Annotated in this window: 13 protein-coding genes; 12 read left to right on the top strand and 1 reads right to left on the bottom strand. The window is 70.0% G+C overall.

What is annotated here, in order from left to right; all coding sequences use genetic code 11:
* Positions 1-89 precede the first annotated feature (89 nt).
* The 8 genes from OXR63_RS04450 (at position 90) to OXR63_RS04415 (ending at position 9,744) form a co-directional block, all read left to right on the top strand.
* Positions 90-782: a DivIVA domain-containing protein gene (locus OXR63_RS04450; protein ID WP_267420358.1), complete on the top strand. Its 693-nt coding sequence runs from the start codon at positions 90-92 to the stop codon at positions 780-782.
* 2 nt (positions 783-784) lie between these two features.
* Positions 785-1,453, top strand: coding sequence for a signal peptidase II (lspA, locus tag OXR63_RS04445; RefSeq protein WP_267420356.1), 669 nt, complete (start codon positions 785-787; stop codon positions 1,451-1,453).
* Entirely contained in the window at positions 1,450-2,379 is a 930-nt protein-coding gene (locus OXR63_RS04440; RefSeq protein ID WP_267420355.1) for an RluA family pseudouridine synthase, read from the top strand. The genes lspA and OXR63_RS04440 overlap by 4 nt, the downstream gene beginning before the upstream one ends.
* 144 nt (positions 2,380-2,523) lie before the next feature.
* Complete coding sequence (dnaE, locus tag OXR63_RS04435; RefSeq protein ID WP_374116065.1) at positions 2,524-6,006, top strand: DNA polymerase III subunit alpha; 3,483 nt, start codon at positions 2,524-2,526, stop codon at positions 6,004-6,006.
* A gap of 22 nt (positions 6,007-6,028) precedes the next feature.
* Positions 6,029-6,823 carry a hypothetical protein gene (locus OXR63_RS04430; protein WP_267420352.1) on the top strand — a complete coding sequence of 265 codons (795 nt, stop codon included), beginning with the start codon at positions 6,029-6,031 and terminating at the stop codon, positions 6,821-6,823.
* Positions 6,824-6,864: 41 nt separating this feature from the next.
* Positions 6,865-8,172 carry a histidinol dehydrogenase gene (gene hisD / locus OXR63_RS04425; RefSeq protein WP_267420350.1) on the top strand — a complete coding sequence of 436 codons (1,308 nt, stop codon included), beginning with the start codon at positions 6,865-6,867 and terminating at the stop codon, positions 8,170-8,172.
* Positions 8,173-8,185: 13 nt separating this feature from the next.
* Positions 8,186-8,671 carry a transcriptional regulator NrdR gene (gene nrdR / locus OXR63_RS04420; protein ID WP_267420349.1) on the top strand — a complete coding sequence of 162 codons (486 nt, stop codon included), beginning with the start codon at positions 8,186-8,188 and terminating at the stop codon, positions 8,669-8,671.
* A 5-nt stretch (positions 8,672-8,676) separates the two neighbouring features.
* Positions 8,677-9,744 (top strand): quinone-dependent dihydroorotate dehydrogenase, encoded by a 1,068-nt coding sequence (locus OXR63_RS04415; RefSeq protein WP_374116064.1) that lies wholly within the window; start codon positions 8,677-8,679, stop codon positions 9,742-9,744.
* Between the two features lie 1,140 nt (positions 9,745-10,884).
* Here the strand turns inward: OXR63_RS04415 and OXR63_RS04410 are convergent.
* Positions 10,885-11,457 (bottom strand): DUF3043 domain-containing protein, encoded by a 573-nt coding sequence (locus OXR63_RS04410; RefSeq protein ID WP_267420346.1) that lies wholly within the window; start codon positions 11,455-11,457, stop codon positions 10,885-10,887.
* Between the two features lie 72 nt (positions 11,458-11,529).
* On the opposite strand from OXR63_RS04410, the gene OXR63_RS04405 reads away from it, so the two are divergent.
* From OXR63_RS04405 to ctaD, 4 genes are all read left to right on the top strand, one after another.
* On the top strand, positions 11,530-12,990 hold the full coding sequence (locus OXR63_RS04405) for a dipeptidase (RefSeq protein ID WP_267420345.1): 1,461 nt from the start codon (positions 11,530-11,532) through the stop codon (positions 12,988-12,990).
* Positions 12,991-13,161: 171 nt separating this feature from the next.
* Positions 13,162-13,533: a HesB/IscA family protein gene (locus tag OXR63_RS04400; RefSeq protein WP_194626017.1), complete on the top strand. Its 372-nt coding sequence runs from the start codon at positions 13,162-13,164 to the stop codon at positions 13,531-13,533.
* A gap of 296 nt (positions 13,534-13,829) precedes the next feature.
* Positions 13,830-14,732, top strand: a complete 903-nt coding sequence (gene ctaC / locus OXR63_RS04395) for an aa3-type cytochrome oxidase subunit II (protein ID WP_267420341.1) — start codon at positions 13,830-13,832, stop codon at positions 14,730-14,732.
* Between the two features lie 11 nt (positions 14,733-14,743).
* The gene (gene ctaD, locus OXR63_RS04390; protein ID WP_267420340.1) at positions 14,744-16,480 is read left to right on the top strand and encodes an aa3-type cytochrome oxidase subunit I; all 1,737 of its coding nucleotides are present in this window, start codon (positions 14,744-14,746) and stop codon (positions 16,478-16,480) included.

Genomic DNA, 16,480 nt, shown 5'->3' with positions numbered 1-16,480 from the left:
GCGGGCATCCGCACCGAGGGCCCCGCTGGTACATTCACAGCGGGACGTCCCGGTTCCACACGTTCAGCAGTTCTATTGAGGTGACGGCAATGGCTTTGACGCCGGAAGACGTAGTCAACAAGCGGTTCCAGCCGACCAAGTTCCGCGAGGGCTACGACCAGGACGAGGTCGACGACTTCCTCGACGAGGTCGTGGTCGAGCTGCGTCGCCTGACCCAGGAGAACGAGGAGCTCCGTCAGCGCCTGCAGGCTGCCGAATCGGCGCCGAAGCCGGCCGCTGCCGCCGAGCCCGCTCCCGCTCCGACCCCCGAGCCCGAGCCGGAGCCGGCCCCCGTCGCCGCCGCTCCCGAGCCTGCACCGGTCGCCGCCGCGGCTCCGTCCACCACGGTCCACCCGGACGAGGACACCGAGGGCACCACGAACCTCCTCACGCTCGCGCGTCGTCTCCACGAGGAGCACGTCCGCGAGGGCATCGAGAAGCGCGACGCGCTCATCGCCGAGGGTCAGGCCCAGGCAGCACGCCTGGTCTCCGAGGCCGAGTCGAAGCAGCGCCAGATCATCGCCGACACCGAGAACACCAACCGCCAGCGCGTGCAGGTGCTCGAGGGCGAGCAGCGCCAGCTCGAGGGCAAGATCGATGAGCTCCGCACGTTCGAGCGCGACTACCGCGCCCAGCTGAAGAGCTACATCCAGGGCCAGCTCAACGAGCTCGACACCCCGTCGGGCACCGAGCAGTCCGGCTTCACGCCCGCGCCGGCATCGGCGCAGGGCTTCGGCAACTGACGTTGTCCCAGCAGCAAGACCAACGAGCGAAGGTCAGTGTCCGCGCGATCGCGGCACTGGCCTTCGCCGCTGTCGTGGTGGTGGTGGCCGACCAGGTCGTGAAGGCGATCGTCGTCGCGCACCTGCCGTACGGGCAGGTCGTGCCGGTCCTCGGCCGGGCCCTGCAGTTCCTCTACGTCCGGAACCCGGGCGCCGCGTTCTCGTTCGCGGTCAACATAACCTGGGTGTTCTCGGTCGTCTCCGCGGCGGTCGTCGTCGCGATCATCGTCTTCGCCCGGCGTATCCGCTCCATGTGGTGGGCGATCGTCCTCGGCATGCTGCTCGGCGGCGCGCTCGGCAACCTGCTCGACCGGCTCTTCCGTGAGCCGGGATTCGGGCGGGGCCACGTGGTCGACTTCATCTCGACGCCGTGGATGATGCCAGCGATCTACAACGTCGCCGACGCGTTCATCTGCATCAGCATGGTCGTCTTCGTGCTGCTGGTCGTCTTCGGAGTGAACCTCGACGGCACCAGGACGGTCTCGGACAAGCAGCGCACGGCCAGCCTGGAGGCCCGTGACGGGTCCGCCACGGACGCTGCGGTCCCCGAGTCGGGAACCGTCACGGACGCTGCCGACGCACGCCGTGCCTCCCCTCGGTCCGATGACTCGCTCGGACACGACGCGACGTGACCGAGTCGCGCAGTCTGCCCGTCCCCGACGGGCTCGCCGGTGAGCGTGTCGACGCGGCCCTGGCGAAGCTGCTCGGGTTCAGCCGGTCGTTCGCGGCCGACGTCGTCGCCGCCGGCGGTGTCCGGGTCGACGGCGTCACCGCCGAGAAGTCCGACCGCCTGCACGGCGACGCCTGGCTCGAGGTCGAGTGGACGCCGAAGGAGGCGCCCCGCATCGTCCCTGCCCACGTCCCCGGCATGACGATCGTGCACGACGACGAGGACATCGTCGTCGTCGACAAGCCGGTCGGGGTCGCCGCACACCCGTCGCCCGGGTGGGACGGCCCGACCGTCCCCGGCGGACTGGCCGCGGCCGGGTTCACCATCGCGACCTCCGGGGCCGCGGAACGCGCGGGGATCGTGCACCGGCTCGACGTCGGCACGTCCGGGCTGATGGTCGTCGCGAAGACCGAGCTCGCGTACACGCACCTCAAGCGCGCGTTCAAGGAGCGCACGGTCGAGAAGGTCTACCACGCCCTCGCGCAGGGGCACCCGGACCCGACCTCCGGCACCGTCGACGCGCCGATCGGTCGCCACCCGTCGAGCGACTGGAAGTTCGCGGTCACCTCGGACGGCAAGCCGAGCGTCACGCACTACGAGACGCTCGAGGCCTTCCGGTCGGCGACGCTCCTCGAGGTCCACCTGGAGACCGGGCGCACCCACCAGATCCGCGTGCACATGGCCGCGACGCGCCACCCGCTCGTCGGCGACACGATGTACGGCGCCGACCCGGTGCTCGCCGCCGAGCTCGGGCTCACGCGGCAGTGGCTCGACGCCGTCCGGCTCGGGTTCGCGCACCCGCGCACCGGCGACTGGGTGGAGTTCCGGGCGGAGTACCCGGAGGACCTGCAGGTCGCACTCGACCGGATCCGGGCAGCGTCACTCTGACACGCGGGCGGTTCCGTCGACACGCCCGTCGGTGTCGCCGGCCGCGGTTAGGCTGTCTGCGTCCCACACGCAGTTCGTTCGACCGGAGGCCCCGTGGCGAGTTCCGACTCCTTCGTCCACCTGCACGTGCACAGCGAGTACTCGATGCTCGACGGCGCCGCGCGACTGAACGACCTGGTCGCCGAGACGGCAGCGCAGGGCATGCCGGCCGTGGCGGTGACGGACCACGGCAACATGTTCGGCGCGTTCGAGTTCTGGAAGGCCGCCAAGGCTGGCGGCGTGAAGCCGATCATCGGGACAGAGGCCTACATCACACCCGGCACCCACCGGTCCGACAAGACCCGTGTGCGGTGGGGCGACGGCGGCGGGGACGACGTCTCCGGTGCGGGATCGTACACGCACATGACGATGTTCGCCGAGAACACGACGGGCATGCACAACCTGTTCCGGCTGTCGTCCAAGGCCTCGCTCGAGGGCTACTACTTCAAGCCCCGCATGGACCGCGAACTCCTCAGCGAGCACCACGAGGGCATCATCGCGACGACCGGCTGCCCGTCAGGAGAGGTCCAGACGCGCCTGCGCCTCGGCCAGTACGACGAGGCCATCAAGGCCGCGGCCGACTACCGCGACATCTTCGGCAAGGAGAACTACTTCGCCGAGATCATGGACCACGGCCTCGAGATCGAGCGTCGGATCATGGGCGACCTCATCCGGCTGGCCAAGGACCTCGGCCTGCCGCTCGTCGGCACGAACGACCTGCACTACACGCACTCGCACGACGCCAAGTCGCACGCGGCGCTGCTCTGCGTGCAGTCCGGCTCGACGCTGAACGACCCGAACCGGTTCAAGTTCGACGCCGACGAGTTCTACCTCAAGACCCCGCAGCAGATGCGGCACCTGTTCCGCGACAACATCGAGGCCTGCGACAACACGCTGCTCATCGCCGAGCGGTGCGACGTCGAGTTCGACACCTCGGCGAACTACATGCCGAAGTTCCCGGTGCCGGAGGGCGAGACCGAGCACACCTGGTTCGAGAAGGAGGTCGCCAAGGGACTGCAGTACCGGTACCCGGACGGCATCTCGAAGGAGGTCCAGGACCGCGCCGACTACGAGGTCGGCATCATCAACCAGATGAACTTCCCGGGGTACTTCCTCGTGGTCGCCGACTTCATCAACTGGTCCAAGGACAACGGCATCCGCGTCGGCCCCGGCCGTGGTTCCGGTGCCGGCTCGATGGTCGCCTACGCCATGCGCATCACCGACCTCGACCCGATCCGGCACGGCCTGATCTTCGAGCGCTTCCTCAACCCGGACCGCGTCTCGATGCCCGACTTCGACGTCGACTTCGACGACCGGCGCCGCGGTGAGGCGATCAAGTACGTCACCGACAAGTACGGCAGCGAACGTGTCGCGCAGATCGTCACCTACGGCACGATCAAGGCGAAGCAGGCGCTCAAGGACTCCTCGCGCGTCCTCGGCTTCCCGTTCGGCATGGGCGAGAAGCTCACGAAGGCGATGCCGCCGCCCGTGATGGGCAAGGACATCCCGCTCACCGGGATCTTCGACAAGGAGCACCCGCGCTTCAAGGAGGCCGTCGACGTCCGCACCGTCGTCGAGACCGACCCAGAGGCCAAGACCGTGTTCGACACGGCGCTCGGGCTCGAGGGCCTGAAGCGCCAGTGGGGCGTGCACGCCGCCGGCGTCATCATGTCGAGCGACCCGCTGATCGACATCATCCCGATCATGAAGCGGGAGCAGGACGGCCAGATCGTCACGCAGTTCGACTACCCGGCATCGGAGTCGCTCGGCCTGATCAAGATGGACTTCCTGGGCCTGCGGAACCTGACGATCATCAGTGACGCCCTGGACAACATCAAGTCCAACCGCGGCACCGACCTCGACCTCGAGCACATGGGACTCGAGGACGCCGAGGCCTACGCGCTCCTGCAGCGCGGCGACACGCTCGGCGTCTTCCAGCTCGACGGCGGCCCGATGCGCGGGCTGCTGCGCCTGATGAAGCCCGACAACTTCGAGGACATCTCCGCGCTCATCGCCCTGTACCGTCCGGGCCCCATGGGTGCGAACTCGCACACGAACTACGCGCTCCGCAAGAACGGCGAACAGCCCATCACGCCGATCCACCCGGAGCTCGAGGAGCCCCTGGCGGAGATCCTCGGCGGGACCTACGGCCTGATCATCTACCAGGAGCAGGTCATGGCCATCGCGCAGAAGGTGGCCGGGTTCTCGCTCGGTCAGGCGGACATCCTCCGTCGCGCGATGGGCAAGAAGAAGAAGTCCGAGCTGGACAAGCAGTACGCCGGCTTCGAGCGCGGCATGCTCGACAACGGGTACTCGGCCGCGGCGATCAAGACGCTGTGGGACATCCTGCTGCCGTTCTCCGACTACGCCTTCAACAAGGCGCACTCCGCGGCGTACGGCGTGGTCTCCTTCTGGACGGCGTACCTCAAGGCCCACTACCCGGCCGAGTACATGGCGGCGCTGCTGACGTCCGTCGGTGACGCCCGCGACAAGCTGGCGCTCTACCTCAACGAGTGCCGCCGCATGGGCATCCGGGTGATGCCGCCGGACGTCAACGAGTCGATCGGCTTCTTCGCCGCCGTCGGGAACGACATCCGCTTCGGCATGGGCGCGATCCGCAACGTCGGGTTCAACGTCGTCGACGACATCGTCAAGGCGCGTCAGGAGAAGGGCGCCTTCGACTCCTTCCACGACTTCCTCCGGAAGATCCCGATCTCCTCCGCCAACAAGCGGACGGTCGAGTCGCTCATCAAGGCGGGGGCGTTCGACGAGTTCGGCGACACCCGCCGTGCGCTCGTCGAGATCCACGAGGGCGCGGTCGAGGCCGCGGTGAAGATCAAGCGCGACGAGGTCCACGGCAACGTCGGCTTCGACTTCGACTCCCTCTTCGCCGAGGTCGCCGAGGAACAGCCCACGGTCGCTGCGGTGTCCCAGGTGCCGGAGCGCCCGGAGTGGTCCAAGCGCGACAAGCTGGCGTTCGAGCGCGACATGCTCGGGCTCTACGTGTCCGACCACCCGCTGGCCGGGCTCGAGATCGAGCTCGCGAAGCACCAGTCGATCACCATCGCCGACCTGATCGGGGCCGACGACTCGGTGGAGGGCGAGACCGTCACGGTCGCCGGGCTCCTGACGAGCGTGCAGCACCGTGTGGCGAAGACGAGCGGCAACCCGTACGGCATCGTCCAGATCGAGGACTTCGGCGGCGAGATCGGCGTCATGTTCCTCGGCAAGACGTACCAGGAGTTCGGGCCGTCCCTGGTGGCGGACTCGATCGTGGTCCTGCGTGGTCGGGTCAACGTCCGCGACGACGGCAAGGCGCTGCACGCGGTGAGCATGTTCCAGCCGGCCCTCGGCGACGTCATGGGCTCCGGCCCGCTGACGCTGTCGGTGCCGGAGCGGCAGGCCACCACCGAGACGGTGACCGAGCTCGCGGCGGTCCTCGGTCGGCACACCGGCGACACCGAGGTGCGGCTCCGGCTGCTCAAGGACGACGTCGCGCGCACCTTCGAGCTGCCGTTCCCGGTGAACCTGACCCCGGACCTGTTCGGCGAGCTGAAGAGCCTGCTCGGTCCGCGCTGCCTGGTGTAGCGCGGTCCGGGGGAGCGCGCTGGTGGAACGCCCGGGTCGCCCCGACGCCGAGGTCCTGACGGCGTTCGGGGTCGCTGGGGCGGTCCCGGTGCCACTGTCGGGCGGGCGGGGGCTCACCTGGCGGGCCGGCGGCGTCGTGTTCCGGCCGCACGGCGACCCGACCGAGGCGGCGTGGAAGGCGGACGTGCTGACCGCGCTCCGCCACTCCACGGAGTTCCGGACGCCTCGGCCCGTCGCCACGCGGGACGGTGCCTGGCTGCACCGTGGGTGGGAAGCGTCCTCGTGGCTCGACGGCGCCACGGACGCCTCCCGCGTGCAGGACGTGATCCGCGCCGGTGCCGCGTTCCACCGTGCCGTCGCCGACCTGCCACGCCCGGCGTTCCTCGACACGACGGACGACCCCTGGAGCCGTGCGGACCGGATGGTGTGGGGCGAGACCCCGCTGCCGCCCGACCGGACACTCGCGGAACTGGCTGCGGCGTTCCGGCCCGTCGAGACGCCCGCGCAGGTGATCCACGGCGACCTGCTCGGCAACGTCCTGTTCGCCGCCGACGCCCCGCCGGCCGTGTTCGACTGGGCGCCGTACTGGCGGCCGGCCGGGCTGGGCGCGGCGATCGCGGCGGTCGATGCCGTGTGCTGGCAGGGTGTCCCGCTCGAGGACCTCGGCCCGCTCGGCGTCGACGTCCCCGAGTGGTCGCAACTGCTCGTCCGCGCCCTGGCCTTCCGCATCGCCACGCTCGTGCTGCTCGGCGCCTGGGACGGAGCCGCCGTGGAACACCACCGCCCGGTCGTCGCCGCGGTCACGGCCGCGCGCTGAGGCACGGCGGGGTCAGGGGTGCTCGCTACGCTGGAGGCCTCATGATGCAGCGAATCGACCTCCGCGGCGGCCTCCCCGCCCGTGCCGAACTCCTCCGACTCATGCCCCGTGCCGTCGGTGACGTCGGGCATGCGGTGGACGCCGCCCGGGTGCTCGTCGACGACGTCCGCGACCGCGGCGCCGACGCGCTGCGGGAGCAGGCCGAGCGGTTCGACGGGGGAGCCCCCGAGCACGTCCGGGTGCCCGCTGCCGAGATCGCCGCCGCGGTCGCCGGGCTCACCCCCGAGCTCCGCACCGCCCTCGACGAAGCCATCACCCGCGTCCGCGCCGCGAGTGCCGCGCAGGTCCCGCAGCCGTCCGTGACCACCCTCGGCGACGGCGCCGAGGTGCACCAGCGCTGGCAGCCGATGCGTCGGGTCGGGCTCTACGTGCCCGGCGGGAAGGCCGTGTACCCCTCGAGCGTCGTCATGAACGTCGTCCCCGCGCAGGTCGCCGGCGTCGGGTCGATCGCACTCGTGTCGCCCCCGCAGCGGGACCACGGCGGCGCCGTGCACCCGACGATCCTCGCCGCGGCCGGGCTCCTCGGCGTGGACGAGGTCTACGCGATGGGCGGTGCCGGCGCCGTCGGTGCGCTGGCGTACGGCGTCGCCGAGATCGGCCTCGACCCGGTCGACCTGGTCACCGGCCCCGGCAACAACTACGTCGCCGCGGCGAAGCGCCTGGTGCGCGGTGTCGTCGGCATCGACTCCGAAGCCGGTGCCACTGAGATCCTCGTCATCGCGGACGACTCCGCCGACGCCGGGTACGTCGCCGCCGACCTCATCAGCCAGGCCGAGCACGACGAGCAGGCCGGCAGCGTGCTGGTGACGACGTCCGCGGCCTTCGCCGACGCGGTGGAAGCCGCCATCCCGGAACGGACGGCCGCCCTCGGGACGGCCACGCGCCTCCAGGCCGCACTCGACGGACCGCAGTCCGCCGTCGTCCTGGTGGACTCGCTCACCGACGCGGCCACCGTGAGCAACGCCTACGGGCCCGAGCACCTCGAGATCCAGACCGTCGACGACGACGCCGTGCTCGCGGAGATCGACGCCGCCGGGGCGGTCTTCGTCGGGCCGAGCACGCCGGTCAGCCTCGGTGACTACCTCGCCGGGTCGAACCACGTGCTGCCGACGGGCGGTCAGGCGCGCTTCGGCTCAGGGCTGTCGGCGTCGACCTTCCTCCGGCCGCAGCAGGTCATCCGGTACACGGCAGCGGCCCTGGCCGAGGTCGCCCTGCACATCGTCGCCCTGTCGACCGAGGAACAGCTGCCGGGGCACGGTGCCGCCGTGACGGAGCGCGTGAACCGATAGCCTTGGCGGTGCCATGTTCTGCCCCTTCTGCCGCCACCCGGACTCCCGCGTCGTCGACTCCCGCACGAGTGACGACGGCACCTCCATCCGCCGACGCCGCCAGTGCCCGAACTGCGGCCGCCGTTTCTCGACCACCGAGACGGCGTCGTTGAACGTGGTCAAGCGCAACGGGGTGCTCGAGCCGTTCTCGCGGGAGAAGATCATCTCCGGGGTGCGCAAGGCGTGCCAGGGACGACCCGTCACCGACTCCGACCTCGCCGTGCTCGCGCAGCGCGTGGAGGAGATCGTGCGGTCCTCGGGTGCCAGCCAGATCGACGCCAACGACATCGGCCTGGCGATCCTCGACCCGCTGCGTGAGCTCGACGAGGTCGCCTACCTCCGCTACGCCAGCGTCTACCAGGCCTTCGACTCGCTCGAGGACTTCGAGTCCGCGATCGGGCAGCTCCGGATCGACCACCACGACGGGCCGCGCACGGCGAGCACCGGGGCGGACGCGTGACGAACATCGCCGAACGGTGCGTCCGCGTCGGCTACGGCGTGGTCTTCCGAGCGGTGTTCGCGAACATGGACCCCGAGCGCGCGCACCACGTCGCGTTCGCCGTCATCCGTTGGTTGCCGCGCGTGCCGTTCCTCGCCGGGGTCGTCGAGCGCTATTCGCGCCCCGCCGCGGCCGACGGCGTCACCACGATGGGCATCCACTTCCCGTCCCGCTTCGGCCTGGCCGCCGGGTTCGACAAGAACGCCAAGGGCATCGCCGGACTCGGCCTGCTCGGCTTCGGCCACGTCGAGGTCGGCACGATCACCGCGAAGCCGCAGCCCGGCAACGACAAGCCCCGGCTCTTCCGGCTCATCGCTGACCGCGCGTTGATCAACCGGATGGGCTTCAACAACCACGGTGCCCCGGCCGCCGCCCGCCGACTCGAACGCGCCCGGCGCAACCCCGGCCGACCGGTCATCGGCGTGAACATCGGCAAGAGCCGCGTGGTCGACGTCGCCGACGCCGTCGACGACTACCTCGAGTCGACACGGCTCCTCGCCCCGTTCGCGGACTACCTCGCCGTCAACGTCAGCTCACCCAACACGCCCGGACTCCGCGGTCTGCAGGAGCTCGACCAGCTCCGGCCCCTGCTCGCCGCCGTGCACGAGGCCGCGGGCCGCGTGCCCGTGCTCGTCAAGATCGCGCCCGACCTGACCGACGACCAGATCGACGCGATCGCCGGTCTCGCCGTCGACCTCGGTCTCGCCGGCATCATCGCGAACAACACCACGATCGGCCGCTCCGGGCTGACGACGCCCGAGGCCGACGTCACCGCGATGGGCGCCGGGGGACTGTCCGGCGCGCCGATCGCTGCGCGGTCGCTCGAGGTCCTGCGGCGCGTGCGGGCTGCCGTGCCGGCGGACTTCTGCGTGATCGCGGTCGGCGGCGTCACCACGGAAGCCGACGTCCAGGCCCGCATCGACGCCGGCGCCACGCTCGTGCAGGGCTACACGGCGTTCCTCTACGAGGGACCCACCTGGGCCACGCGGATCAACCGGCTGCGCCGGAAGCGGTTGCGGCGCGCGGAGCGCTGACGCGCGGGGCGCGTTGTCGCCCGTCCCGTGGTCGACGAGCGGTCACGACACCCCGCTCAGGTCCGCCGAGCGGTCTCGTTCCGTCGCTGGCGCGCCGCCCGGGCGACGCGTCGTGACCGGTGGGCGCTGCGCACGCGGGGTGTCGTGACCGCTCCCCGGACGGGAGGCTCGGCGCCGGCCCGCACCGAGCCTCCGGCCCGTCGCACCCCGGCTCCGCGTCGCTGCCGCCGCGGTGAGATCGCATTCGGTGTCGCCTCGGCACCCCGGGACCCGACACGAAGTGCGATCTCACCGCCCGGCTGCCGCCGAGCGGTCACGACACCCCGCTCAGGTCCGCCGAGTGGTCGCGTTCCGTCGCTGGCGCGCCGCCCCGGCGACGCGTCGTGACCGCTCACCGGACGGGAGGCTCGGTGCCGGCCCGCTCCGAGCCTCCGGCCCGGCGCATCCCGGCCCCGCTGCCGCGGTGAGATCGCACTCCGTGTCGCCTCGGCGCCCCGGGACCCGACACGAAGTGCGATCTCACGGCCCGCCGCCGAGTGGTCACGACACCCCGCTCAGGTCCGCCGAGCGGTCGCGTTCCGTCGCTGGCGCGCCGCCCGGGCGACGCATCGTGACCGGTGGGCGCTGCGCCCACGGGGTGTCGTGACCGCTCACCGGACCGGAGGCTCGGCGCCGGCCCGCACCGAGCCTCCGGCCCGGCGCACCCCGGCCCCGCCGCCGCGGTGAGATCGCACTCCGTGTCGCCTCGGTGCCCCGGGACCCGACACGAAGTGCGATCTCACCGCCCGGCTGCTGCCGACTGGCACGACACCCCGCTCAGGTCCGCCGAGTGGTCGCGTTCCGTCGCTGGCGCGCGGCGCGAGTGACGCGTCGTGACCGGTCGGCGCTGCGCCCCGGGGTGTCTTGACCGCTCACCGGACGGGAGGCTCGCCGCCGGCCCGCCACCGCGCCTCCGGCCCGGCGCACCCCGGCCCCGCCGCCGTGGTGAGATCGCACTCCGTGTCGCCTCAGCGCCGCGCGAGGCGACACGAAGTGCGATCTCACGGCCCGCCGCCTCACCGCCCGCCGCCACCCCGGCTCCCACGCGCCCGGGAGCGACGAAGCGCCGCCGGCGATGCCGACGGCGCTTCGTGAGCGGACTCAGGCGGGGTACTGCCCGCGCTTGACCTGGGGCTTCGGCAGGCGCAGGAAGCGCAGCTGCCACGCCCGCGTCAGGATGTAGAAGAAGGTCCGCGACTGGAACTCGCCGAACTTCGCGGTGATCTTCTTGCGCAGCATCAGCCAGAGCACGACGCAGTCGATGAGGAACAGCGCGACGAACGCCCAGATCACGAGCAGGGAGTAGGAGGCGACCGGGGTCTGCGGTGCGGCGAAGCCCACGATCAGGAACAGCACGAGCACGGGCATCATCACCTCGCCCACGTTCCAACGAGCGTCGATGGTGTCGCGGACGAACTTGCGCTGCTCGCCGCGGTCCTTCGCGGGGAGGTAGCGCTCCTCGCCGTTGGCCATGCCCACGCGGGCCTTCTCGCGCTCGCTGTTGAGGCGTGCGCGCGCTGCCTTCTTGTCCACGGGGGAGTTGCCCACGAGGGGACGGCGGTTGGCCGCTTCCCGCTCACGACGGGACGGGGTGGGACGGCCCTTGCCCTGCTCGAGCAGTTCCTCTTCCGAGGGGTTGACTGTCGTGATGGTCTTGGGTGCTGCCTTCGCCACGGTGATTCCTGCTGGTCGGTGAGCGGTGCGCCGGGGAACAGCCCGACGTTGGTGTCCTCTAGATTACCGGGCATGACCGACACCGCACAGTCCGCGCCCGCGACCGACCCCGAGCTGCTCGACGCCCTCCGCGAACAGGTCCACGGCGACCTGCCCCGGACGATCGCCGACCTCTCCGCGCTGGTGCGGATCCCGTCGGTGTCGTGGTCGGCCTTCGACCCGTCGGCGGTACGCCGCAGCGCCGAGGCCGTCGCCGAGCTCGCGCGTGACACGGGCGTGTTCGAGTCGGTCCGGGTCGTGCGCTCCGCGGTGTCCGGTGTCACGCCGGACGGCGCCAGCGAGGCCGAGGGCACGGAGCACGCCGGCGTCGAGCTGGGGCAGCCCGCGGTGCTGGCCGTCCGTCCGGCTCGGAACGGCAAGCCGACCGTGATGCTCTACGCCCACCACGACGTGCAGCCGCAGGGGGACGACGCCCTCTGGGAGACGCCGCCGTTCGAGCCGACGCTCCGCGGGGACCGGCTCTACGGCCGCGGTGCCTCGGACGACAAGGCCGGCGTGATGACGCACATCGCATCGCTCCGTGCGCTGCACGCCCGCTTCGGGGACGACCTCGACCTCGGCATCGTGTTGTTCGTGGAGGGTGAGGAGGAGTTCGGCTCCCGCTCGTTCCGCACCTTCCTGCGCGAGCAGAAGGAGCACCTCGCCGCCGACGTCATCGTCGTGGCCGACAGCGACAACTGGTCCACCGAGGTCCCCGCGATCACCGTGTCCCTCCGCGGCAACGTCACCTTCAAGCTGACCGTGACGACGCTCGAGCACGCCAGCCACAGCGGCATGTTCGGGGGAGCGGCACCCGACGCCATGCTCCCGATGGTCCGGCTCCTCAGCTCCCTGCACGACGACGCCGGCTCGGTCGCGGTCGAGGGCCTGACCGCGTACGACGCCCCGGTCCCCGCCCGCTCCGAGGACGAACTCGCCGCCGATGCCGCCCTGGTGTCCGGCGTGCGACCCGTCGGCACCGGCGACGTCCTCTCGCGCATGTGGTTCCAGCCGTCGATCACGGTCACCGGGATGGACGTCCCGAGCGTGGCGAACGCGTCGAACACCCTGCTCCCCACCGTGAGCGCGCGGGTCTCGGTGCGCGTCGCGCCGGGGCAGAGCGCGACCGACGCCGCGGCGGCCGTGGAGCGCCACATCCGGGCGCACACCCCGTTCGGCGCCCGCGTCGAGCTCAGCGAACCCGACGCCGGCGACGGCTTCCTGGTCGACACGAGCGGCTGGGCCGTCAAGGAGGCCAGGACCGCCATGGCCGAGGGCTGGGGCGCGGAGCCGGTCGAACAGGGCATCGGCGGCTCGATCCCGTTCGTCTCCGACCTCGCCGCCGAGTTCCCCGAGGCACAGATCCTGGTCACGGGCGTGGAGGACCCCGACACGCGCGCGCACAGCCCGAACGAGTCGCAGCACCTCGGCGTGCTGCACCGCGCGGTCGCGTCCGAGGCGATCCTGCTGGCTCGCCTCGCGACGCGCGCCTGAGCGCGGACACCCGACGGGAGGCTCGGCTCGGGTGGTCCCGGCCGCCCGCTCCCGGCAGGTGGAACCGTGCATGTCCTCCACAGGGCGCGACGAGCGTGTGCGTTCCGTCGGCGGGGGTGCTTACAATCGGTGACGAGGCGCGGTGACCGCACCGCCCAGAAGGAGGCGCGCATGAGCGACACCATCACGACCGAAGCCGTCACCACGGCCGTCCCGTCGCACGGGGTCCTGCTCAGCGACGCCGCCGCCGGCAAGGTGGCGAGCCTCCTCGAGCAGGAGGGCCGCGACGACCTCCGCCTGCGCCTGGCCGTCCAGCCCGGTGGCTGCTCGGGGCTCATCTACCAGCTCTACTTCGACGAGCGCCTGCTCGACGGTGACACCACCGCCGAGTTCGACGGTGTCGAGGTCGTCGTGGACAAGATGAGCGTCCCGTACCTCGACGGCGCGACGATCGACTTCGAGGACACCATCCAGAAGCAGGGCTTCACCATCGACAACCCCAACGCGCAGGGCAGCTGCGCGTGCGGCGACAGCTTCCATTGAGCCGACCACGAGCAACACCCGAACGGGGAGCGACCGACACGGTCGCTCCCCGTTCGGCGTCCGGCGTGGCGGCGTCGCCGAACCCGGACATCTCGCGGATGACCAGGGGAAAATCCGGTCTCCGGGGGCTGCGACAGTCCACGACGCGTGTTGCGCGTGCACTCGCTGTCACCAGCTGCGAGTAAGCTAGGAGTGTTCCAACCAAGCTGGGAACCAGTCATGTGCCGCCTCCAAGTGGCACGGTGTCGGCAACGACAGGCTGAGCTCTCGCTTCCACGTCTTTCCGAGAGGTAACAGTGCGTTCGAATCGCCGTATACGTTGGGCGGCCGTCCCGGTGGCCGTCGGTCTGGTCATCGCACTGGCTGGCTGCTCGCAGCAGCAGCTCAACGGATGGCTCCCCGGGACGGAACAGACGAAGGACGTCACCAACCACACGAGCCGCGTCGTCGGCCTGTGGACCACGAGCTGGATCGTGCTGCTCGCGGTGGGGCTCATCGTCTGGGGTCTGATCATCTGGGCCGCCATCGTCTACCGCCGTCGGAAGGGCCAGACCGGCCTCCCGGTGCAGATGCGGTACAACATGCCGCTCGAGATCTTCTACACGATCGTGCCGCTCATCCTCGTGCTGGGCTTCTTCGCCTTCACCGCGAAGGACCAGGCCGCGATCGAGAAGCCCTTCGCGCAGCCGGACGCCACCGTGCACGTCTACGGCAAGCGCTGGGGCTGGGACTTCAACTACATCAACCAGAACGACCCGTCGAAGAGCGTCTACTACCAGGGCATCCAGGCCCAGGAAGAAGAGAACGCCAACGGCGCGATCGACGAGTCGCAGCTCCCGACGCTGTACCTGCCCGTCGACAAGAAGGTCAAGATCGAGCTCGACTCGCGTGACGTCGACCACTCCTTCTGGGTCATCGACTTCTTGTACAAGAAGGACATGCTCCCCGGCAAGACGAACTACGAGTACTTCATCCCGCAGAAGATCGGGACGTACCAGGGCAAGTGCGCCGAGCTCTGCGGCGAGTACCACTCCCTCATGCTCTTCCAGGTCAAGGTCGTGTCCTCGTCTGACTACCAGGCGTACCTCGACACCCTGACCGACCAGGGCAAGGTGGGCCTGCTCGGCGACGAGTACAACACCAACACGAACCAGCCTGACAACAAGGCGCCCGTCACGGCGTCGAGCGACGACAAGTAGGGGCTCGCCAGATGACAACGTCATTCGTCGGCCAACCGACCAGCACCGCGACGCCGGACTTCCAGGCGTCCAAGGTCGGTCGGAAGGGCAACATCATCGTCCGGTGGATCACCTCCACCGACCACAAGACGATCGGGTACATGTACCTGATCACGTCGTTCCTGTACTTCCTGCTCGCCGGCGTGATGGCACTCGTCATCCGCGCGCAGCTCTTCGAGCCCGGGCTGCAGCTGGTCGCGACGAAGGAGCAGTACAACCAGCTCTTCACGATGCACGGCACGATCATGCTGCTGCTGTTCGCGACGCCGCTCTTCTCGGGCTTCGCGAACGCGATCATGCCGCTGCAGATCGGTGCCCCGGACGTCGCCTTCCCGCGACTCAACGGCTTCGCGTTCTGGCTCTACTTCTTCGGTGGACTCATCGCCGTCGGTGGCTTCCTCACCCCGCAGGGCGCCGCGTCGTTCGGCTGGTTCGCCTACGCACCACTGAGTGACACGACGTTCACACCAGGGCTCGGCGGGACACTCTGGGTCTTCGGGCTCGGCCTGACCGGCTTCTCGACGATCCTCGGTGCGGTGAACTTCATCACCACGATCATCACGATGCGCGCTCCCGGCATGACGATGTTCCGCATGTCGATCTTCACGTGGAACACCCTCGTGACGTCGCTCCTCGTGCTGATGGCCTTCCCGGTCCTCGCCGCCGCGCTCTTCGGCCTCGGTCTCGACCGGGTGTTCGACGCCCAGGTCTTCAACCCCGCGAACGGTGGAGCCCTGCTCTGGCAGCACCTCTTCTGGTTCTTCGGGCACCCCGAGGTGTACATCATCGCGCTGCCGTTCTTCGGCATCGTCTCCGAGGTCTTCCCGGTCTTCAGCCGCAAGCCGATCTTCGGGTACAAGACCCTCGTCTACGCGACCATCTCCATCGCGGCCCTCTCGGTCACGGTGTGGGCGCACCACATGTACGTCACCGGTTCGGTGCTGCTGCCGTGGTTCTCGCTCATGACGATGCTCATCGCGGTCCCGACCGGCGTGAAGATCTTCAACTGGGTCGGCACCATGTGGCGCGGCTCGGTCACCTTCGAGACCCCGATCCTCTGGGCCATCGGCTTCCTCATCACGTTCACCTTCGGTGGTCTGACGGGCGTCATCCTGGCCTCCCCGCCGCTCGACTTCCACGTGTCGGACTCCTACTTCGTCGTGGCGCACTTCCACTACGTGGTCTTCGGCACCGTCGTGTTCGCCATGTTCTCCGGCTTCTACTTCTGGTGGCCGAAGTGGACCGGGCGCATGCTCAACGAGCGCCTCGGCAAGATCCACTTCTGGCTGCTGTTCATCGGGTTCCACACCACGTTCCTGATCCAGCACTGGCTGGGCGTCATCGGCATGCCGCGTCGCTACGCGACCTACCTGCCGAACGACGGCTTCACGTGGATGAACCAGCTGTCGACCATCGGCGCGATGATCCTCGGCATCTCCTTCCTGCCGTTCATCTTCAACGTCTACGTCACGGCGCGGAACGCTCCGAAGGTGGCCGTGAACGACCCGTGGGGCTACGGCCGCTCGCTCGAGTGGGCGACCTCCTGCCCGCCGCCGCGCCACAACTTCACGTCGATCCCGCGTATCCGTTCGGAGTCGCCGGCGTTCGACCTGAACCACCCCGAAGCGGGTGTCCCGATCGGTGTGGGTCCTGCGAAGGACGCCCCCGATGCCCCGACCTACGACGCCGCGAAGGGCGAGGTGAAGTAA

The sequence above is a fragment of the Curtobacterium sp. GC_Cur_3 genome, from assembly GCF_026544205.1.
Lineage (GTDB): Bacteria > Actinomycetota > Actinomycetes > Actinomycetales > Microbacteriaceae > Curtobacterium.
The sequence above is the reverse complement of the archived record's forward strand: the minus strand, read 5'-3'. Positions and strand labels throughout refer to the sequence as shown.